15 protein-coding genes and 4 tRNA genes are annotated in these 20802 nt (G+C 42.7%); 10 read left to right on the top strand and 9 right to left on the bottom strand.

Going from position 1 to position 20802, the window contains the following annotated elements; genetic code table 11:
* Window positions 1-117 precede the first annotated feature (117 nt).
* Window positions 118-366, top strand: coding sequence for a hypothetical protein (locus FTU35_RS02605; RefSeq protein WP_004972644.1), 249 nt, complete (start codon window positions 118-120; stop codon window positions 364-366).
* Between the two features lie 192 nt (window positions 367-558).
* Here the strand turns inward: FTU35_RS02605 and rsmI are convergent, their stop codons facing one another.
* Window positions 559-1401, bottom strand: coding sequence for a 16S rRNA (cytidine(1402)-2'-O)-methyltransferase (gene rsmI, locus FTU35_RS02610; protein WP_179991266.1), 843 nt, complete (start codon window positions 1399-1401; stop codon window positions 559-561).
* Between the two features lie 205 nt (window positions 1402-1606).
* On the opposite strand from rsmI, the gene FTU35_RS02615 reads away from it, so the two are divergent.
* From FTU35_RS02615 to FTU35_RS02625, 3 genes are all read left to right on the top strand, one after another.
* On the top strand, window positions 1607-2035 hold the full coding sequence (locus FTU35_RS02615; protein WP_004972647.1) for a YraN family protein: 429 nt from the start codon (window positions 1607-1609) through the stop codon (window positions 2033-2035).
* 110 nt (window positions 2036-2145) lie between these two features.
* Window positions 2146-2823 (top strand): BON domain-containing protein, encoded by a 678-nt coding sequence (locus FTU35_RS02620; protein WP_136143977.1) that lies wholly within the window; start codon window positions 2146-2148, stop codon window positions 2821-2823.
* Window positions 2813-3700 carry an alpha/beta hydrolase gene (locus FTU35_RS02625; RefSeq protein WP_096902167.1) on the top strand — a complete coding sequence of 296 codons (888 nt, stop codon included), beginning with the start codon at window positions 2813-2815 and terminating at the stop codon, window positions 3698-3700. Before FTU35_RS02620 ends, FTU35_RS02625 begins: the two co-directional genes overlap by 11 nt.
* A gap of 94 nt (window positions 3701-3794) precedes the next feature.
* Here the strand turns inward: FTU35_RS02625 and nudC are convergent, their stop codons facing one another.
* The 3 genes from nudC to dnaQ all read right to left on the bottom strand — a co-directional run bounded on the left by nudC (window position 3795) and on the right by dnaQ (window position 7890).
* Entirely contained in the window at window positions 3795-4568 is a 774-nt protein-coding gene (gene nudC / locus FTU35_RS02630) for an NAD(+) diphosphatase (protein WP_096902169.1), read from the bottom strand.
* On the bottom strand, window positions 4568-6211 hold the full coding sequence (locus FTU35_RS02635; RefSeq protein ID WP_096902171.1) for a chemotaxis protein: 1644 nt from the start codon (window positions 6209-6211) through the stop codon (window positions 4568-4570). Before FTU35_RS02635 ends, nudC begins: the two co-directional genes overlap by 1 nt.
* Before the next feature lie 128 nt (window positions 6212-6339).
* The gene (gene dnaQ / locus FTU35_RS02640; protein WP_131261739.1) at window positions 6340-7890 is read right to left on the bottom strand and encodes a DNA polymerase III subunit epsilon; all 1551 of its coding nucleotides are present in this window, start codon (window positions 7888-7890) and stop codon (window positions 6340-6342) included.
* 212 nt (window positions 7891-8102) lie between these two features.
* Here dnaQ and FTU35_RS02645 point away from each other — a divergent pair, with 212 nt between their 5' ends.
* The 6 genes from FTU35_RS02645 (at window position 8103) to FTU35_RS02670 (ending at window position 18397) form a co-directional block, all read left to right on the top strand.
* Complete coding sequence (locus tag FTU35_RS02645; protein WP_180064470.1) at window positions 8103-11372, top strand: LysM peptidoglycan-binding domain-containing protein; 3270 nt, start codon at window positions 8103-8105, stop codon at window positions 11370-11372.
* A 66-nt stretch (window positions 11373-11438) separates the two neighbouring features.
* The gene (locus FTU35_RS02650; protein ID WP_180064471.1) at window positions 11439-13286 is read left to right on the top strand and encodes an extracellular solute-binding protein; all 1848 of its coding nucleotides are present in this window, start codon (window positions 11439-11441) and stop codon (window positions 13284-13286) included.
* A 64-nt stretch (window positions 13287-13350) separates the two neighbouring features.
* A complete protein-coding gene (locus FTU35_RS02655; RefSeq protein WP_180064472.1) occupies window positions 13351-14421 on the top strand; it encodes a microcin C ABC transporter permease YejB in 1071 nt (356 codons plus the stop codon).
* On the top strand, window positions 14421-15431 hold the full coding sequence (locus FTU35_RS02660; RefSeq protein WP_180064473.1) for an ABC transporter permease: 1011 nt from the start codon (window positions 14421-14423) through the stop codon (window positions 15429-15431). Before FTU35_RS02655 ends, FTU35_RS02660 begins: the two co-directional genes overlap by 1 nt.
* Window positions 15409-17010, top strand: coding sequence for an ABC transporter ATP-binding protein (locus FTU35_RS02665; protein ID WP_180064489.1), 1602 nt, complete (start codon window positions 15409-15411; stop codon window positions 17008-17010). The genes FTU35_RS02660 and FTU35_RS02665 overlap by 23 nt, the downstream gene beginning before the upstream one ends.
* A 142-nt stretch (window positions 17011-17152) precedes the next feature.
* Window positions 17153-18397, top strand: a complete 1245-nt coding sequence (locus FTU35_RS02670; protein ID WP_004972669.1) for an NADH:flavin oxidoreductase/NADH oxidase family protein — start codon at window positions 17153-17155, stop codon at window positions 18395-18397.
* Window positions 18398-18553: 156 nt separating this feature from the next.
* Here the strand turns inward: FTU35_RS02670 and FTU35_RS02675 are convergent.
* The 5 genes from FTU35_RS02675 to FTU35_RS02695 all read right to left on the bottom strand — a co-directional run bounded on the left by FTU35_RS02675 (window position 18554) and on the right by FTU35_RS02695 (window position 20755).
* Window positions 18554-18629 (bottom strand) — tRNA-Glu (locus tag FTU35_RS02675).
* Between the two features lie 56 nt (window positions 18630-18685).
* Window positions 18686-18761 (bottom strand) — tRNA-Glu (locus tag FTU35_RS02680).
* A gap of 25 nt (window positions 18762-18786) precedes the next feature.
* Window positions 18787-18862, bottom strand: a tRNA-Glu gene (locus FTU35_RS02685).
* Between the two features lie 288 nt (window positions 18863-19150).
* Complete coding sequence (locus FTU35_RS02690; protein ID WP_180064474.1) at window positions 19151-20569, bottom strand: amino acid permease; 1419 nt, start codon at window positions 20567-20569, stop codon at window positions 19151-19153.
* A gap of 110 nt (window positions 20570-20679) precedes the next feature.
* A tRNA-Glu gene (locus FTU35_RS02695) sits at window positions 20680-20755 on the bottom strand.
* Between the last annotated feature and the right edge of the window lie 47 nt (window positions 20756-20802).

Below are 20802 nucleotides of genomic sequence, written 5' to 3' on the forward strand. Positions count from 1 at the left end.
GATACGTTTTTTTTAATCTAGACTCTATGCGAAAGGCCAAGAGATTGCTAAATTTCATCGTAATTCATAACCAGTTTTCACTTGGACTAAATTGAAGTCATTTGTGGGGAGATTAAGATGACGGACATGAACGATTACGATGATGTAGAAGATTCAACTGTAGACGAAGATGAAGCGAAAGCGGCTGAAAAAGGTGCAGCAGAATCAGAAGAAGGTGCTGTAGATGGTGATCTTGCAGAAGCAGAAACTCTCACTGTAACTGCCAAACTAAAACAGCGTCAGGCATTGGAAGATGAAGTGGCTGCATTCTTGGCGCGTGGCGGAAAAATTACCGAAGTGCCACCAGATGAGTCTGCGCGCGACTAATCTGTTGAACGTGCTTGCTGAACTTGTTGATTGAATTTATTCGTTGAACTGTTGAGTGAGTTAGGGCGGGATGCTTACTATGCAGGCTGCTCTAATGCTTATACCTTCAACATAAAAAAGCATCACCTTGTATAAAGGGTGATGCTTTTTTTTATGCGCGATGATCGTCATCACTGTTATTGCTCAATCGGCTTATTCAGCTGCTTGGCTTAATTCCAACGCACGTTGATAGGCAATTTTCTTTTTAATCCCTGTTAGATCAGCCGCCAATTGTGATGCTGCTTTTACCGATAAATCTTGCAACAAACGCTGCAATAATTGATCTAATTTTTCTTGTTCCATGTCTTTTTCTTCGCTCGCTCCCCCCACCACCAATACAATTTCACCTTTTTGTTGATGATGATCTGCTGCGATAAATTCAGCCAATTCACCTAAAGTCATTTTTTTAATGGTTTCAAAGGTTTTGGTGATTTCACGGGCAAAGCCAACAGGGCGATCTGCACCAAACACGGCAGCCATATCTTTGACTGAATCTAAAATTCGATGTGGTGCTTCATAAAAAATCAGGGTTTGGGTTTCATCTTTTAGCTTTTCAAGTTGTTGTAATCGCTGTGACTGTTTAGAAGCGAGAAATCCCTGAAAACTAAAGCGATCACTTGGTAAGCCAACCGCACTGAGCGCTGCAATGGCTGCACATGCACCCGGCACAGGAATCACACGAATACCATTGGCTTGTGCTGCACGAACCAGTTTAAAACCTGGGTCGCTAATCAGTGGTGTACCTGCATCGCTAATGAGCGCAATATCTTCGCCATTGAGTAATTTTTGGACTAAAATATCAATCTTGTTGCTTTCGTTGTGTTCATGGCAGGCTGTAAGCGGAGTTGAAATATTAAAATGTTTCATTAATTGTGCAGAGGTGCGGGTATCTTCAGCGGCAATTAGGCTGACCGATTTGAGCACATCAATTGAACGGTAGCTCATATCATCTAAGTGACCAATTGGGGTAGCAACAACAAATAACTGGGCACTCATTGAGTTTTCTCCGTGGGAAATAGCAAACTAAAATAAAAATGATGGAACACGAAACAACAGCAGTATTGGCTTGCGTCTGATACAAGTTACAGACCAAGCGCTTATTCTACCTGAATTGCAGTCTGGCGTGTGAAACTCGCGTCATCGCACTTCAGCGAATACTACGATTGCGCACCATAACAAAATAAAAAAAATCGGATATAGCATGAATCAAAAAACACTGCAGCAAAGCATTGGCACATGGGCAGAGCAGACGGCTTGGCAATATTTACATCAACACGGTTGGCGTATGCTGGAGCAGAATTATCACAGTGTTTTTGGTGAAATAGATGGTATTTTTATTCAAGCAGAACAACTGATTTTTGTAGAAGTTAAAGCGCGTTCGCAAACTGGCTATGGCAAAGCCTACGAAGTGGTGTCTGCATCTAAGCAGCGTAAAATTATGAAAACCGCCATGCAGTTTTTAACAGAATATCCACACTATTCAGAATATTATTGTCGTTTTGATGTGATTTGCTTTGATTTTTCTCAGCAATTTGCAAAAACAGTACAGCAAGACTTTTCCAAATTCCCGTATGATTTGCAATGGATTGAAAATGCTTTTACTTTTGATGCAGACTTGATTAATCTTTGAGTGAAATTTAAAGCAAAAGCATCAGTCGGTGTATTGTTGATTGTGCAAATCTAAGGATGAAATGCACAGCACAAGCCAGAATTGAAAGAAAATAATAGGAGTCTTGCTGAGTGTTCAAGCGTATTGCAGTGACCTTGCTGTGTGTAGCAAGTTTATCGGGTTGTGCAAGTTTTATTTCAAGTGGCACAGGCACTGCGCCAGTGGGTACAGAAAGTGGTGCACGCTCACTTGGGCAAGTGTTTATAGATAACTCTATTGAACGTACTGCAAAAATTAATTTATATAAACTGGATTCACGTTTTAAACAATCACGTGTCAATATAGAAAGTTTTCATGGCAATGTGTTGTTGACAGGGCAAGTGCCTGACGCGCATTTAAAACAGTTGGCAGAAGACAATGTGCGTGCCATGAGTGATGTAAAAACCATCCACAATTATATTACAGTGGGTAATCAAATCAGCTATAGCACCATTATGCAGGACACCACGGTTACTGCAAATACCCGTGGTTTGATTATGAAAGCACCTGTGGTGTCAGACAGCAAAGTGCGTGTTCATACCGAAGATGGTGTGTTGTATGTGATGGGACGTTTAAACAATGCAGAATTGCAGGATTTAAACCAAGTGCTACAACAAGTGGGCAATGTCACTAAAATTATTACCCTGATTGATAATATTGAGCTACAACCGAGCAACAATGCGAACTTTGTCAGCCCAATGGTTGCTCCAGAAACACAAACGCCAGTCGCGATTGACCCAGATCAGGTTGAACCGACACATGTTCAATAATGTGGAACACTGGTTTAAACAACTGAATAAAACTTTAGAACAGGCGAAACGTATTTATGAAGAATTTCGCCTGTATGATTTGGGCAGCTATGCGCTGAACCGTTTAACGCCACGTCAGGGTTATACCGTTCAAAGCAATATTGCTTATGGTTTACGCGCACGGCATCGTTTGGATTTGTACCGCACCATAACACCACGCCCGCAGCGTCCACTCATGGTGTTTGTGCATGGTGGGGCATGGTCACGTGGCGATAAGCAGGATTATCGTTTTGTGGGCGAAGCTTTTGCAAAAGAAGGCTTTGATGTTGCGGTGATGAACTATCAACTCGCGCCACAGCATATTTTTCCCACCTATATTGATGATTTAACTCTTGCACTGAATTACTTGACTCAGCAGCAACACAAACTGGGTATTTCTACGGCACAGGTGGTATTGATGGGACATTCGGCTGGGGCATTTAATGTGATGTCCTTGTTGTACCATCCCCAGCCCTATGCTTTAAGCTGTAAAGATCACATTCGTGCGATTATTGGTTTGGCAGGGCCTTATCATTTTGATTATAAGGATGATCCGCTATGTGCCGATGCCTTTGATCAAGAGGTGCCGTATCAGGATGTGATGCCGTATTATTTTGTGGAGCCGAATTCAGTCAAACACTATTTATTGGTGGCAGAAAAAGATCAAATTGTGGGGGCAAGTAATGCCACAGACTTCGACCACGTATTAAAGAAATATGGCAATCATAGTGAAATTATTGTCATTCCAAAAACAGGGCATGTCAGTGTTATGGCATCGGTGTCGAGTTTGTTTAGTCGTTTCTTTGCGACCAAACGCCAAATTATGCGTGCTTTAGATCAGGCACTTAAAGATGCGTGATGTTGATTGATCTTCTGTGGAAAATGGTAATTAAAAAAACCGTTGCAGCTTATGGGGTGCAACGGTTTTTTAAATGCAAGATTGCGAATTAGACTTATAGCCAAGCTTTGGTGTCATCTGCCACAGGCGTGCCTTGGGTCACATGCATAATCATGGCATGGGCGATACTGCCTTTAAATGGAATATCAGGCAGTTGATCAAACTTAAAGAACTGTGCATCACGAATTTCTTCTTCCTGTAACTGAATTTCACCGCCTGCATATTCAGCTTTAAAGGCGATCATTAAGTTACTTGGAAAAGGCCACGGCTGGCTGGCAAGATACTGAATATTTTTAAGTTGTACGCCAACTTCTTCAAAAGTTTCACGACGTACTGCTTCTTCGAGTGTTTCACCCACTTCAACAAAGCCTGCGATTAAACCGTAAATGGGCAGTTTATTGCGTGCATTACGCGCCAATAAGACTTCATCTTCACCACGAGTAATCACGGTAATGACACATGGATTTACGCGCGGATATTGGTGATAGCCACAAGCTGGGCAGACCATGGCATATTGAGTCGCATGGACTTCGGTTTTATGACCGCAATGGCTGCAGAATTTGTGGTTGCGACGCCATTCGAGTAACTGAATAGCACGGCTGGCTTGTTCAAACTGTTGGGTGTTCCAGACTTGTAAAAGTTGTCGGATAGGCACCAGTTGAAAGCCTTCAGGAATGGATTCATCTTCAAGCAGATCTCGGGCAATCACTTGATCACCCGAGCTAAAACTTAAATCACTTGCCAACTTTTCCACACGTGGTAATTGGAAGTTTTCATCGACCAAAAGTTGTTGTTGCTGAAAAATATATGCAAGTGAGAGTTCAGTCATTAGGCTACAGTTTTCAATTTTTCACTACTGTCCAATGCTACCTTAAACATGCTTTGTAGAACAGGTTGTTTGTTCTTTAAATTGTCAATCAGCATGTCTGCACTGGCAAGCGTATCTAAGATATTGTTGACTTGTTCAGCAGTTAAGTTTTGTCCTGCTTCGACTTGTGCATGCACAAAATCTGCAGATACTTTCAGTGCTTTTTGACCACTTTCAGCATTCAAGAACAACATTGCCCCTGCAACTTCACGAATTTGCGCTGAAGTATGCTCTAAATCTGCAACACTTTGAGTTTGTAGGTGCTGTGTCAGTGTTTGCGTGATTAAGTCAATCAGTAACTTGGTTTCAGTCAGCAAGGCTTCGTGTGCTTCATCTAAACGATCTAGCGAAATGTTCATGTTATTTACACGTAACTGCAAACGGCTAGAGGTGTGGTGACGTTCAAGCACACCGATTGAGTTCATGGCCGATAAAATCACGTTCATTAATTGCTGGGCAAAGTTTTCATCTTTGAGTAATTCAGGACGGCTTAATGATTCAGCTTGGCGTTGTAAGTCCAAATGCGCTTCATTTAAGTTCAAGACTTTAAACAAGTTTGCTAACTCTGTTAATTTGCCTTGTAATTCCAGCGTTTTTTCAGGACTCATGTTTTGATAGTTGTATTCAATATCATTGCGAATTTGTGTCATTTCTGTGGTGACCAAATCGCTAATGGTATGCATGGTGTCAAAATCTGGACCATATAAATGACGGCTGAATACTTGGAGCTGCATGTCGGTGAGTAAGTCTTCACCAATATTCATTTGACTGCGAATATGTTGAGAAATTTCATCTTCTTGACTAATACACAGGCTCAACACATTCGCAAGATCAGACAAGCTGGCGGTAAAGCTTTCTGGCGTAGCAAAGTATTGACGCATATTGTGCTCAATACTAATAAAAGTACGCAAACGTGGCTCATTCAACAACAAGTTATCAATATGGTTAAAGGCAACGTGTACTAAGCCCCAATATTGCTGACTCGGATGTTGTTCTGCCAAACCTGCCAAATACGTTCCTACCAGTTTAATCGCTTGAAGATCCATGGCAGATTCTTCTTGCTTGAGCAGCTTATGTAATGACAGTTTATATAAGCGATGCACATAAGCCGACTTTTCTAAAGAAGGCACTTGCGGCAATTGGAAACTTGGAGTGATGCAGTCCAATAAAGTTTCAATATGCTGACCTTCCTGAGTCAATGGTTTACCCAATGCCAATTCTAAACGGTTTAAAGTGTCGAGTAGGAATTGTGGAATTTTAACTTCACGTAGGCAAATAAACTCAATATAACGCTTGAGCATGGTGGTGCCTTCGCTAAGTGCAATGACTTCCAGCGTGTTGATATTGCTTGGATTCCCCATAATTTTACGCATCAGCTCTGCTGAGTATTGCGCAATTTTTGCCAAGCTTTCCATATCAATTAAGGCTAAAACCTGAGCACACTGTTCAAACTGATTCAGTGCATCATCAATCCCAAAAGGCAAAGTTTGATCTTCTGCTAAGGTGCTTACTGCGGATTCAACCAGTTTGATAGAATTATCAACCTCATTTTTTATTATCAGTAAGGCAGTTGGATCAAAATGTATAGAGGTTTGGTAAGACATGGATCTGCACCTTTCCTAGTGTTTTATCTGTTTGTTGGTTCTTTGCAAAATACACAAAGTCCTATTTGCTTTAACTATAACTGAACTGGCAAATCTTTAAATACATAAAATTACAAAACTCGTAGATTTTATTTGGCAAAAAAGCAAGGTTTACCGTGTTTTTCTTCAAATTGTTTGACCCAATTCTCATGTGCAGCCAATTCTTCTTCTGATGGCAGAATCACAGCAAGATCAATATCAATACTTAAACGATCACTTTGACGTTGCTGTTCTTCGCTTGCAGACAGAGCATCCATATCAAAGGCGACTTGTCCGCCAGTCATTGCCAAGTAAACATCGGCTAGAATTTCAGCATCTAGTAATGCGCCGTGGAACGTACGGTCACGCGCAGGAATTTCATAGCGTCTGACGAGCGCATCGAGTGAGTTTTTTTGCCCAGGATGCTTACTTTTTGCCATGAGCAGTGAGTCGGTCACTTCGCATACTTCGGACAAATTGCCCAACCCCGCACGACTGAACTCCATATCTAAGAAGTTCATATCGAAGGTGGCGTTATGCGCAATAATTTCTGCACCTTTAAGATATTGATACAGCACATCGGCAATTTCGGCAAACTTGGGTTTGTCTTTTAAGAACTCATCTGAAATACCGTGAATGTTTTCTGATTCACCGACCAGTTTTTCAGGCTGAATATAAATGTGGATGGAACTGCCCGTGAGTTTACGGTTAATCATTTCCAGCGCACCGACTTCAATAATTCGGTCACCATCTTGATAGTAAAAACCTGTGGTTTCAGTATCTAGAATCAATTGGCGTGGACCATGTAAGCTTAGCGTGGCAGGGGTAATCACAATGTGTGGATGATTGGAAAGATCATTTACTGCTGCTGTATCGGCTTCAACGGCATTGATTGCAGTTTCAATTGTTGTTTCTGTTTCTGTTTCTGTTTCTGTTTCTGTTTCTGTTTCTGTTTCTGTTTCTGTTTCTGTTTCTGTTTCTGTTTCTGTTTCTGTTTCTGTGGCTAGGCGTGTGGTTGGCGTCTGCATTATTTCAAGATCGACCTTGACCTGATGATTGTTGTGTACGTCGATTTCTACAGGACGATGCAGCGTACTTGTTTCAATTTCTACATCTTCTTCGATCAAGTCAAAACCGAAAGGATCGTCGAGCAACCAATCAGATTCCGCTTTTTTTTTATCATTTGGGGTAAGCTCGAGCGCAGGGCGAATGTGTTGAGCCGTATTTGTAGTTAAGGTTTTCTGAATTTGATCTGCACCTAAATTGGCAAGCTGATCTGCCATTTCATTGCCTACATGTCCTGCATGACCTTTAATCCAGTGCCATTCAATTTCACGCCCTTGACAGGTGGCATCTAATTTTTGCCAAAGGTCAGGGTTTTTGACATCTTTCCAGTTTTTCTTTTTCCAGCCGTGAATCCACTCGGTAATGCCTTGTTTGACGTAATTGGAGTCAGTCCAAATAATCAGCTTGGCATCCATTGGGCAAAATAAAATGCCTTCAATCGCTGCAGTCAATTCCATACGGTTATTGGTGGTTTGAGCTTCGCCACCATATAATTTATGTTCTTCTTGTTCGGTAACAATATACGCACCCCAGCCACCCAAGCCAGGATTACCACGACAAGCACCATCAACATATAAAGTGATTGTTTGAGACATAAATCAGATCCGCAGGTTGTGCAAAATAAATCAAAATGAAAAGCTATTGTATATCGCAAATTCGGTTTAGACGTGTAAATCCTGTCTATTTTTTAATTTCTTGTAACATTTATAGACGAAACGCGCTAAATTAATGCCTTGTGTCGTTGTCTAGCTCTACTACAATGGCAAGTCTAAAAAATAATTTATATACGAGTTGTTTGGATTTTTTTATGTATAAACCAACCACGCGCATGTGGCAGCCGACTTTACCTTCATTTTTAAAAATTACAGTTTTAGGTTCAGCATTGGCTGCCCTTGGCTTGATGACGGGCTGTAGCTCGACGCAGGGTGCGAGCAAGCCACTCACTTCAAGTCAGGTCGGTTCGGGTTATTTAGATGCCAGTACTTTAGATGGTCTGGAAGATTTACTCTCTGCAACCGATATGCGCGCGGTAGAAGGTGACCGTTTATTAATTTTAAAACACGGTGATGTCTGGAAGCGTATGACCGTTGGTTTCAAAATGGATTTAAACCATTGGAACCCACGTATTGAAGCGCAGCGAGGCTGGTTTATTTCACGTCAACCGTATTTGGATCGTTTAAGTGCGCGTGCGTCACGTTATTTGTATCACACGGTTAAAGAAGCTGAACGTCGTGGTATGCCAACTGAATTGGCGTTGTTACCTGTGATTGAAAGTTCCTATGACCCTGCAGCAACCAGTAGCGCAGCTGCCGCAGGTTTATGGCAGTTCATTCCAAGTACAGGGCGTATTTACGGCTTAAAACAAACTTCGATGTACGATGGTCGCCGAGATGTCGTGGAGTCGACTCGTGCTGCCTATGAGTTTTTGGGCAGTTTGTATAATCAGTTTGGTTCTTGGGAATTGGCATTGGCGGCTTATAACGCAGGCCCGGGTCGTATTCAACAAGCCATTAACCGCAATAAAGCTGCAGGTTTACCAACCGATTATTGGTCTTTAAAACTGCCGCAAGAAACCATGAACTATGTGCCGCGTTTCTTGGCGGTAGCACAAATTATTAAAAGCCCGCATGCTTATGGCGTGTCTTTACCCCCAATTGCCAACCGTCCACACTTCCGTGAAATTAATGTGGGCGCGGTGAATTTAAATGATGTGGCCAATATTACCGGTCTCAGCCGTGCCGAACTGTATTCGCTTAACCCTGGACATCGTGGGGATCGGATTGACACCCAAAGTCCAATGCGTATTTTGATTCCTGCAGATTTAAGCCCAACAGTCGATGCACTATTGAAAAAACTACAAGGTGGTGGCGGTTTATGGGCAAGCAATAGCAGCAACACACCATCGTTTTCATCTTCTGGTGTGACCATTACACCATCTAAATCTGAGCCACCTGCGTTAACGACCAGTACAACAACCAGAACGACTACAGGCAAGCCTGCTGCCTCTACGGCAGTCACAACTACCACTACACCAAGCACAGCATCGACTACAGCCAGTGTTTCAAAACCAGCAACGACTACGCCTACACGTTTGTCACGTACGCCACAAGGTTCGGACGCTTTGGCAGCATTTGCTGCGGGTAGCGATATTCCAAGTGCGCCGCGTATTCCTGTTGCTGTTACACCTGCTGCCAATATTCAGCCTGTGCGGATTGAACCACCAATTTCCAATACTGAGCGTGAGCAAATTCTTGCAGCAGTGCAGGCAGAAGGTAGCAATAAAACTGTAGAAGAAGTGTTGCAGCCTGTGGCTTCTAAAGCAGAACAAGAACAACTTGTGGCTGAGTTGAAACAAATTGCGCCTCAAGGCACTGAAATTGTTGATCCATACGATGGAAAAATTAAGCTGACCGCTATTCAGACCAGTCTGTCTGTTGCAGAGCAGCAAGGTAAAGAATTAACCAAAGGTTTTGCTTACCCGAAAAGTGTGGCAGAAAATACGCGCCTAGATTCAGAAGAAGCAAAGCGTAACCAAGGTAAGAATTATGTGCGTACGGAGTCTGAAGTGGTGGTCGTACCACCAAAAGGCAAACGTACCACGTACACCGTGTTAGCGGGGGACACCTTGGCCAGTATTGCCATGAAAAATGGCTTGAACTGGCGTGATATTGCCAAGTGGAACCAAATTGCTCCAGATGCAACTTTGTATGTGGGCACCAGTATTTATTTATACGACGCCAAGCCACAAGTACAGGCAGAGCCTGCTAAGCCAAAAACCATGCCTGAGCAATACGTGGTGCAAGCCAATGATACCTTAACAGGTGTCGCCAGTCAGTTTGGTTTAACTGTAAAACAATTGGCAGATTTTAATAACTTAAGCACCACCAGTGGCTTATTTGTAGGGCAGCGTCTAAGTTTAAAAGAAACGGCTGCATCTAAAGCCAAAGCAGAAGCCGACAAAAAAGCCGCAGAACAGGCTGCAAAAATCGCAACCAAAACTTACGTAGTGAAGCGTGGCGAATACTTAAAACTGATTGCAGACCGTTATGCCTTGTCAAATCAGGAATTGGCTGATTTAACTCCAGGTTTAAAAGCGAACAGTAGCTTATTGGTTGGGCAACGCATTAATGTGCCTGTAAATGAAGTGACTGCACAAAAAACGGAAGCGAGCAAAGCTGAAGCCAGTAAGTCAGAAACAAAAGCAGCAGAGCCAAACTATCCGACTGAAAACTACCAAGTACAGCGTGGTGATACTTTATCGAGCATTGCCAACCAAGCCAAAATTTCTTTGGCAGAGCTCGCCAGTTTAAATAATATAAGCACGCAAAGCGGTGTGCGCATTGGTCAAACCCTCAAAGTGCCTGCAGGTGTCAATGTGCCTGAGCGTTATACGGTACAACGTGGCGATACCTTATCGGCGATTTCGACAAAATATAATCTCAGCCAAGACTATATTGCAGACTTAAACAATCTAAGCCGTAACAGTGGTTTAAGAGCAGGACAAATTCTTAAACTCACGGGGGATGTTCCTGAGAAAAAAGCCCAAGTTGAAGCGGTGGCTGAAACCACCAATGATATTCACGTGGTCAAAGCAGGGGAAACTTTAAGCAGTATTGCGCGCCAATATAAATTGCAATTGAATTATTTGGCAGAGCTGAATGATCTTTCACGTACTGCCAATGTCCGCATTGGACAACGCTTAAAAGTCGATGCCAGCGCTGCAAAAAATGAAGTAAAAACAGAGGTCGTAAGTGCTGCGAAAAGCAGCAGTAGTAAAGCCACCGAAACTTATACCGTTAAAAGTGGTGAGTCTTTAAATTCGATTGCCAGCCGTGTGGGTGTGTCGGTTGCAGAATTGGCGAGTTTAAATAACTTAACGCCACGTTCAGGTTTACGCATTGGACAAAATATTCAAGTTCCCAAAACCGTAACTGAATATAAAGTGAAACGTGGGGATACGCTGATTGGCTTATCCAGTCGTTATGGCATCGACACCAAAGCATTGGCAGATTTAAATGATATGCAGCCAAATACTCAATTGCGTATTGGCGATGTGATTAAAGTCCCGAATCTGTAAAGTTTAATCCTGAGGATGTCATGTTTTGACGGCATCCTCAGGAATACTGCACAAGGAGCTGTGTGCATGTCATTTGCCATAAAAAAGACACATCAATATCTGGGCTGTATTTTAGGTTGTGTGGTCTTGCCGCAGTTTGGATGGGCTGCGTTACAAACCACGCCCTATATTGCCGTACATAGCCAGCCTCAGTATGTGGGGCGCTCGGCTATGCCTTATGCCAACCCGCAAGCGCCCAAAGGTGGCGATTTAATTCGTGCCAGTAATGGCACTTTTGATAATTTAAATGACATGAATGGCAAGGGCAGCTCAACCGATGGGGTGAGTTTTATATTCGATTCACTCATGAGCAGTTCTTTAGATGAGCCGGGGGTGATGTATCCCTTATTGGCAGAAAAAGTCAGCTATGACCCCAAGCAAACTGCATTTGTCATTTTTCATTTAAATCCTAAAGCTAAATTTAGTGATGGCAGCCCAGTTACAGCAGATGATGTGAAATTCAGTTTTGATGCTTTTCAGACCAAGTCTAATCCAGGTTTGCAAATGTATTTATCCGATTTAGATAAAACCACGGTCTTGTCTAAGCGTCAGGTTAAAGTCAGTTTTAAATCCACTAACAATGCAGAAATGCCGCTGATTTTGTCGCAAATGCCAATCTATTCTAAAAAAGACTGGCAAAAGCGTGACTTTACCCGCATCACACTAGAACCGATTTTAGGTTCAGGGCCGTATCTTATTGAGCGGATTGATGCAGGGCGCAGCATTACTTATAAGCGTAATCCAAATTATTGGGGCAAAGATTTACCCGTAAATAAAGGGCGCTATAATTTTGACCGCCTGAAGTATGTTTATTATCGCAATCTGGATATTGCCTTCGAAGGGTTTAAGTCGGGGCAATACACGTTGCATGAAGAATATACCGCACGAAAATGGGTCACTGAATATCGTTTTCCTGCTGTGAATGCGGGCATGGTGGTCAAGCATAAATTTCAGCACCAAAACCCAATTCCGACCCAAAGTTTTGTTTTTAATACCCGCAGACATGCGTTTCAGGATATTCGTTTTAGGCAGGCTTTAACCTACGCTTATGATTTTGAATGGCAAAACAAAGCCTTGTTTTATGGGCAATATCGCCGTTTGCAAAGTTATTTTTCTAACAGTGAATTAGAAGCCAAAGGCACACCTTCAGCCGCAGAATTGTCTGTTTTAAAACCCTATTTGGCCAAGCTGCATCCTATTCAACGCCAAGGCGTATTGCAAAATTGGCAGTATCCTGTGACTGATGCCAGTGGCTTTAACCGTAACGGCTTGCTTAAAGCCCGTGAATTGCTTTTGAAAGCGGGTTATCGTTTTCAGCAAGGTAAATTGGTCGATGCCAAAGGCAAAGCCATTCAAATTGAATTTTTAATTCATCAGGATGGTTTGCAACGCACATTAGTGCCTTTTGTGCGCAATATGAAACGTCTGGGCGTTACGGTAAATATTCGGCATGTCGATGTGCCGCAATATATTGAACGCATGCGCCGTGCCGATTTTGATATGACCACCAGTGTCATGCCGCAATCTTTAAGTCCAGGCAATGAGCAAGCACAGCTTTGGAGTGGTGCTGCCGCAGATCAACCAGGAAACTATAATTACGCAGGCATTAAAAACCCAGTAATTGATGAAGTGGTACAACAGTTGATTCGTGCGCCTAATCGTGAACAATTGATTGTGCGTACCAAAGTTTTGGATCGTTTATTGCGTGCGGGGTATTATCAAATTCCAACCTATGGCAAAGGTGAAAACTGGTATGCCTATTGGAATATGTATCGTCAGCCCGCCATCAAACCTAAACTATCGGCAGGAATTGATTATTGGTGGAGTGATGCTGCCCAAGCCAAGAAAGTTGCACATTATTTACGTCAACAATAACGATTTTAAAACTCAAGCATGACAGTGTTTGCGATAAACCAGAACATTGCCAAAAGGTAAGTACATGGGCACATACATACTCAAAAGATTGCTCCTGATTATTCCAACCTTGTTTTTCGTTTTATTGATTAACTTTGTGGTGATTCAAATTGCACCGGGCGGTCCAGTCGAACAGGCGATTCAGCAAGCCGAAGCCTTTCAGGGCATGGGGGCGACAGGCGGTGAAACTGCTGCAACCTCCAATAGCAGCAATTATCAAGGTGCTAAAGGTTTAAGTGATGAAATGGTTGCAAAAATCGAAGCGCAATATGGATTCGATAAACCTGCACATGAACGCTTTTGGCAAATGCTCACCAGCTATGTGCAGTTCGATTTTGGCACCAGCTTTTTTAAAGATAAACCTGTGACCCAATTGTTATGGGAAAAATTACCTGTATCGCTATCTTTAGGTTTATGGAGCACCTTGCTGATTTATTTAATTTCTATTCCTTTAGGCATTAAAAAAGCCCGTCAGCATGGCTTGTTGTTTGATAAAGCCACTTCTATTTTGTTGGCAGTCGGTTATGCCATTCCTGCGTTTGCCTTTGCTATTTTGCTGATTGTATTTTTTGCGGGTGGTTCATATTTTCAGTGGTTCCCCTTACAGGGTTTGGTGTCTGAGAACTTTGCACAATTAAGTCTGTGGGGAAAAATTACCGATTATTTTTGGCACATAACTTTGCCTTTATTGGCGATGGTGATTGGTGGTTTTGCAGGGCTGACTTATCTCACCAAATACTCGTTTATGGAAGAATTAAACAAGCAGTATGTGTTGGCGGCACGTTCTAAAGGTCTAACCGAATCGCGTGTGTTATATGGGCATGTGTTTCGTAATGCCATGCTAATTGTAATTGCAGGTTTGCCCGAAGCGTTGGTGGGTATTTTCTTTGTCGGGAACTTGTTCATCGAAATTATTTTTAATTTGGATGGATTAGGCCTGCTTGGTTTTGAGGCGATTGTACAGCGTGATTATCCTGTAATTTTTGGCACTTTGTTTATTTTTACCTTATTGGGCTTAATTCTACGCTTAATCAGCGATGTGTTATATCAGGTGATTGACCCACGTATTAGTTTTGAATCGCGAGGGGCAAAATAATGTCACCGATCATGCAGGCGCGTGTGCAGCGTTTTAAACAGAATAAATTGGGTTTGGGTTGTTTCATTGTCTTTATCATTATTTTTGTGTTGTCTTTGGCGGCAGAACTGATTGCCAATGATAAACCGTTATTGGTCAAATATGAGCAATCTTTATATCTGCCAGTGTTCAAGGCTTATCCTGAAACGACCTTTGGCGGTGTATTTGAAACCGAAGCAGATTATAAAGACCCAGTGGTGCAACAACTGATTGCAGACCGAGGATGGGCAGTTTGGCCGCTCATTGAGTTTTCTTACCAGACCCCGAATTTAGATTTGGCCGTTCCTGTACCTTCTGCACCAACTGCACAAAATTGGCTAGGTACAGATGACCAAGGGCGCGATGTGTTGGCGCGAATTTTATATGGCTTGCGTGTATCGTTGTTATTTGGCTTTGCATTGACTTTTGCATCGGCAGCTTTGGGCATTTTGGTCGGGGCAATTCAGGGCTACTATGGCGGCTGGGTCGATTTAATTGGTCAGCGCGTTTTAGAGGTGTGGGGTGGTTTACCGATGCTGTTCATGGTGATGATTTTGGTCAGCATGTTTACCCCAAGTGTGTATTGGCTATTTGTGATTATGCTGTTATTTGGCTGGACGACACTGGTCGGCTTGGTTCGAGCAGAATTTTTACGCGCCCGAAATTTTGACTATGTCCGTGCAGCGCGAAGTTTAGGCGTAACCGATCGTACCATTATGTTTCGGCATATTTTACCCAATGCCATGAGTTCGAGTTTGTCGCAGTTGCCATTAATGCTAACCGCCAATATTACAGCTTTAACTGCACTGGATTTTTTAGGTTATGGCTTACCGCCCGATGCAGCATCTTTAGGTGAGTTGCTGTTACAAGGCAAAAATAATTTAAATGCACCGTGGTTAGCGTTGTCAGGCTTTTTTACCTTAGCGATTGTGCTGTCCTTGTTGATTTATATTGGAGAAGCGACCCGTGATGCATTCGATCCAAGACGTTAAACCTTCAAATGCGTCACAGCCTGCAGTATTGCTAACAGTCAGTCATCTGCATATTCGGCAGCAGGAACAGGTTTTGCTGCACGATTTAAACTTTGAGCTGCATGCAGGCGAAACTATTGCGTTAGTCGGTGAAAGTGGTTCTGGAAAATCTATTAGCAGTTTGGCGTTGCTAGGTTTATTGCCCGAACATTTACAGGTGCAAGGTCAGGCAATCTTTGCAGAACAGGATTTACTTCGCCTTAAACCGCAACAATTGCGGCAAGTTCGTGGTCAAAAAATTGCCATGATTTTTCAGGAACCGATGACGGCTTTAAATCCGTTGCATCGCGTGGAAAAAATTATTGGTGAAAGTTTGTTGCTCCAAGGTTGGAGCAAGGAAAAAACGCGTGCTCGGGTATTGCAATTACTTGAGGATGTTGGCATTCCTCAGCCTGAAGAAAAACTAAAGCGTTACCCACATGAATTATCTGGGGGGCAACGTCAGCGAGTGATGATCGCAATGGCGTTGGCACTTGATCCCGATATTTTAATTGCCGATGAACCAACCACTGCTTTAGATGTCACTTTGCAGGCGCAGATTTTGGATTTACTAAAAAGCCTGCAAGTGCGTCATAATATGGCTATGATTTTGATCAGCCACGATTTGAACTTGGTCAAACACTATGCAGATCAGGTCATTGTCATGAATCAGGGACGGGTCGAAGAACAGGGCAGTGTGGCAGATATTTTTAATAGACCGCAGCAAGCCTATACTCAAAATTTGTTAAACCATGATTTTGGCGAAGCTTTGCAAATTGATGAGTTGCCGACTGTTTTGGCGTTAGATCAGGTTGCTGTGAAATTCCCGATTAAACAAGGCTTGCTGAATCGGGTTAAAGATTATGTGGTTGCGGTTGAACCGTTAAGCTTCGAACTTCCGCAAGGTCAATCGATTGGTATTGTTGGTGAAAGCGGTTCGGGTAAAAGTTCATTGGCACTTTCCATTGCAAGACTGATTGAAAGTGAGGGAAAAATTGAACTACTTGGGCAAGATCTGAATCAACTGAATGAACGCCAATTGCGTCCCTTACGTCAGCAGTTTCAAATTGTATTTCAAGACCCGTTTAGCAGCTTAAATCCACGTTTAAATGTGGAGCAAACCATTGGTGAGGGTTTGGCATTGCAACAATTGTCCAAGCCTGAAATCATCCAGCGCATTGATGAAGCTCTAAGCAAAGTGGAATTGCCTGTGAGTTTTAAACAACGCTATCCGCATGAATTGTCGGGTGGGCAACGTCAACGGATTGCATTAGCACGCGCGTTGGTGCTGCGTCCTAAACTGTTAATTATGGATGAGCCGACTTCTGCCTTAGACCGTACCACGCAACGTGCTGTCGTGCAGCTGTTACGCCGTTTGCAGCAGCAAGAACAGATGAGCTATTTGTTTATTAGCCACGATTTGCAAGTGGTGAAAGCACTGTGTCAAAAAGTGTTGGTGCTGCATCAAGCGAAAGTCATGGAATTTCAAGATACTGTACAGTTATTTAGCCATCCGCAAACAGAATATACCCGTCAATTGATTGCTGCCAGTGAGTATTAAACCTTCAATATTTTTAAACAGCTATTTCGGCTGGCTGACTTGTTTTACCATTTTGACAATAAGATTTGTCAAAATGGCATTGACCTGTTCCGAAAAATCTTTAGAGTAAAAAAGACCAATAAAACACAATACGGAACAGTGTATGAGCCATCTTGCCGAAACAATTCAGATTCGTAATACCATGTTTAAAAATCGCATCATTAAAGGCGCGATGAGTGAGGCGCTTGCCAACACGGCAGGGCAGCCGAATAGCCTGCATTTAGGTCTATATGAAGCATGGGCAAAAGGTGGTTTGGGCTGTGCCATCACTGGCAACGTAATGGTCGATTTACGTGCCAAAAATGAACCGGGTGTTGTGGGAATTGAATCAGACCGAGATATAGAAAAGCTCAAACAGTGGGCAGAAGTTGGTAAACGTTATGGCATGGTGCAATTGGTACAGTTGTCACATCCTGGGCGGCAATGTCCGAAAGGTTTGAATAAAGAAACGGTTGCACCTTCGGCTGTGCCTTTTAGTCCAAGTTTAGCTTTGAGTTTTGGTACACCACGTGAACTACATGAAGATGAAATCCTCGATATTATTCAGCGTTTTGCCAAAGCTGCACAGATTTGTGAGCAAGCGGGCTTTGAAGGGATTCAACTGCATGGTGCGCATGGCTATTTGATCAGCCAGTTTTTATCGCCACTGACCAATAAACGCCAAGACCAATGGGGCGGCAATATTGAAAACCGTATGCGCTTTTTGATGCAAATTTATCAAGCGGTACGTGCAGCGACCTCAGACAATTTTATTGTATCAGTCAAACTAAACTCTGCAGATTTTCAACGTGGCGGCATCACTGAAGAAGAAGTGATTAGCGTGTTTAAAGCCATGGATGAAGCAGGTATAGATATGATTGAAATTTCAGGTGGTACTTATGAAGCACCCGCGATGGCAGGCTCTAAAGCTGATAAACGTAAACCAAGTACCATTGCCCGTGAAGCCTATTTTTTATCTTTTGCGGAATTGATTCGCAGTCAGGTGAAATGCCACTTAATGGTGACAGGTGGTTTTAGAACGGTAGTTGCCATGAATGCTGCTTTGGACAGTGGTGCATGTGACTTTATTGGGATCGCCCGACCATTTGCGGTAGAAACCGATTTAGCCAACCGTTTGTTGGCGGGTCAAGATGTACGTTACGGGGTCGATAAAATTAAAACTGGTATCCCGATGATTGATAAAATGGCAATTATGGAAATTATTTGGTATGCCGCGCAGTTCAAAGCAATTGCACAAGGCAAGCGTCCAAACCCGAAACTCTCGCCTTTAAAAGTCTTTTTCAAATATTTAAAAGGCAATTTAACTGCGGTGATTAAAGGACAGGTCAACTCACGTAAATCAGCTTGATTCGTATTTTTCAAACCTCAGTGGACGGATTCAAAGCTTAAACTATGGTTTTTGAATCAGTCCGCACAGATTGAAATATAAAACTAATGCGTTAGATAGCAAAAAGCCCAAGTCATATTGATTGGGCTTTTTGTTGAGATGTAAACATCTCGAATATGGCGTCCCTACGGGGATTCGAACCCCGGTTACCGCCGTGAAAGGGCGATGTCCTAGGCCTCTAGACGATAGGGACAAATAGAAGTTTATATTTTTAAACCATGTAACAACCAATGCAGTTGTTGAGAATATTGGCGTCCCTACGGGGATTCGAACCCCGGTTACCGCCGTGAAAGGGCGATGTCCTAGGCCTCTAGACGATAGGGACTTAAAAAAATATCTACTTCTGAAATTGGCGTCCCTACGGGGATTCGAACCCCGGTTACCGCCGTGAAAGGGCGATGTCCTAGGCCTCTAGACGATAGGGACGTTTCAGAGGTGGGCGTATAATAGGGCGTATAAGGGGGGGTGTCAAACGCTTTTCTGCAATAATTCTGAAAAAAATGTTCAACTGAATAAAATTAAAACTATTCTGCTGTCGTGATACGTTTGAAGCGGTAAAAATCATGCTTTTCAAGTTATTTTTAAATGGACACATTTATTAGAGCAGCATGATTTTCTTTGTATTTTGCAGTATTCATTGCTAATCAACACAACTCAAAAAACAAGGCAATCCGAAGATCGCCCCTATTGTTTTACATCATCGCTAAAAAAGCATTATGATTTTTTGTGATAAATCATGTAATAACTGAGATAGCACAACACAATAAAAATCATACAGCCAATAAAACCTGCCAGCATTTCAGGGTCAAACACCATACTTAAGCAAGTAATAAAACAGAACACAAAACCTAAAATAGGCACTATTGGAAATAGCGGTGCAGCAAAACCTAAGTCCTGCACGGTTTTACCTTGTTTATACCATTGGCGACGGAAGTTAAACTGGCTTAAACAAATGCTCATCCAGACCACGACCATGGTAAATGCAGCCACACCCAAGAGGTTTTTAAAGATGGTTTCAGGCGCAAATTGTTCAGACAATAAACCTGGCATTGCACCGAGCATGGTGACCATGACTGCAATATAAGGAATACCACGCGCATTCACCTTAGAAAAAATCTGTGGTAATTGCTTTTGGTGTGAGAGCGACCACATCATTCGTGAAGCTGCAAATAAACCTGAGTTCGCTGCAGAGAGTAACGCTGTGATAATCACAAAACGAATAATATCTTCCGCATAAGGAATACCAATCTGATTAAACACCGTTACAAAAGGACTGCTGCTTACACCTTCTGCAGCCAAACCTGCAGCCTGATGTGGTAGCAAGGCACTAATCACCACAATGGTACCTACAAAGAAAATCAACAGACGGAAAATTGCGGTATTGATTGCTTTAGGCACGTTTTTGGCAGGGTCTTTGGTTTCACCTGCGGCAACACCAATCAACTCTGTACCTGAAAAGGCGAAATTAACAATTAACATGGTGGCAAAAATAGGGAATAGCCCTTCAGGAAACCAACCTTGTGCGGTTAAATTGCTAAATAAAGGTGCAGAGGTATAACCTTGATAAGACACAGCACCTAAAATTGCCATTAAACCCAAAACGATAAAGGCAATGACAGTCACGACTTTGACCAAAGATAGCCAAAACTCAGATTCTGCAAACAAGCGCGTGGAAATCATATTCAAACCAAATACAACGCCACCAAAAATCAGTGTCCAAATCCACATGGAAATATGCGGGAACCATTCCTGCATTAGCAACGCAGCGGCGGTAAATTCTGTGCCTAAAGTGACCGACCACGTGAGCCAATATAACCAAGTGATGGTATAGCCCGTGCCAGGTCCAATATACCGTTTGGCGTATGCCCCAAATGAACCTGAAACAGGCATGTGTACGGCAAGCTCGCCCAAACACAGCATCACCATATAGGCAATTAAACCACCAAAAATATAAGCGATGATGGCGCCAACGGGGCCTGTTTGTGCAATGACTTCACCTGAGCCTAAAAATAGACCTGTGCCAATAGCACCGCCCAGTGAAATCATAACCAAATGTCGAGTGCTCATCGCACGTTTTAAAGGCATAGTATTGCCTTGATGCACAGCATCATTTTGATGATTCGATGACGGCATAAGTGATAGGAGAAAAAATGAAATGAAGCGAAGTATTGTAGAGAAAAACTACAAATCTGCAATCTTGAAATAATAAATTTGGATTAGAAATGATCGTATAGCACGATAAATGGCGTCCCTACGGGGATTCGAACCCCGGTTACCGCCGTGAAAGGGCGATGTCCTAGGCCTCTAGACGATAGGGACGTTGCGAGGTGATGCGTATATTATGAATTTTTAGCGACAGTGTCAAA

This window comes from Acinetobacter sp. YH12095 (genome assembly GCF_013419245.1).
GTDB lineage: Bacteria > Pseudomonadota > Gammaproteobacteria > Pseudomonadales > Moraxellaceae > Acinetobacter > Acinetobacter towneri.

Bases quoted from the DNA above. Each gene is read 5' to 3' on its own strand.
- FTU35_RS02605 (WP_004972644.1), top strand. From the start codon at position 118: ATGACGGACATGAACGATTACGATGATGTAGAAGATTCAACTGTAGAC.
- rsmI (WP_179991266.1), bottom strand. From the start codon at position 1,401: ATGAGTGCCCAGTTATTTGTTGTTGCTACCCCAATTGGTCACTTAGAT.
- FTU35_RS02615 (WP_004972647.1), top strand. From the start codon at position 1,607: ATGAATCAAAAAACACTGCAGCAAAGCATTGGCACATGGGCAGAGCAG.
- FTU35_RS02625 (WP_096902167.1), top strand. From the start codon at position 2,813: ATGTTCAATAATGTGGAACACTGGTTTAAACAACTGAATAAAACTTTA.
- nudC (WP_096902169.1), bottom strand. From the start codon at position 4,568: ATGACTGAACTCTCACTTGCATATATTTTTCAGCAACAACAACTTTTG.
- FTU35_RS02635 (WP_096902171.1), bottom strand. From the start codon at position 6,211: ATGTCTTACCAAACCTCTATACATTTTGATCCAACTGCCTTACTGATA.
- dnaQ (WP_131261739.1), bottom strand. From the start codon at position 7,890: ATGTCTCAAACAATCACTTTATATGTTGATGGTGCTTGTCGTGGTAAT.
- FTU35_RS02645 (WP_180064470.1), top strand. From the start codon at position 8,103: ATGTATAAACCAACCACGCGCATGTGGCAGCCGACTTTACCTTCATTT.
- FTU35_RS02650 (WP_180064471.1), top strand. From the start codon at position 11,439: ATGTCATTTGCCATAAAAAAGACACATCAATATCTGGGCTGTATTTTA.
- FTU35_RS02655 (WP_180064472.1), top strand. From the start codon at position 13,351: ATGGGCACATACATACTCAAAAGATTGCTCCTGATTATTCCAACCTTG.
- FTU35_RS02660 (WP_180064473.1), top strand. From the start codon at position 14,421: ATGTCACCGATCATGCAGGCGCGTGTGCAGCGTTTTAAACAGAATAAA.
- FTU35_RS02665 (WP_180064489.1), top strand. From the start codon at position 15,409: ATGCATTCGATCCAAGACGTTAAACCTTCAAATGCGTCACAGCCTGCA.
- FTU35_RS02670 (WP_004972669.1), top strand. From the start codon at position 17,153: ATGAGCCATCTTGCCGAAACAATTCAGATTCGTAATACCATGTTTAAA.
- FTU35_RS02690 (WP_180064474.1), bottom strand. From the start codon at position 20,569: ATGCCGTCATCGAATCATCAAAATGATGCTGTGCATCAAGGCAATACT.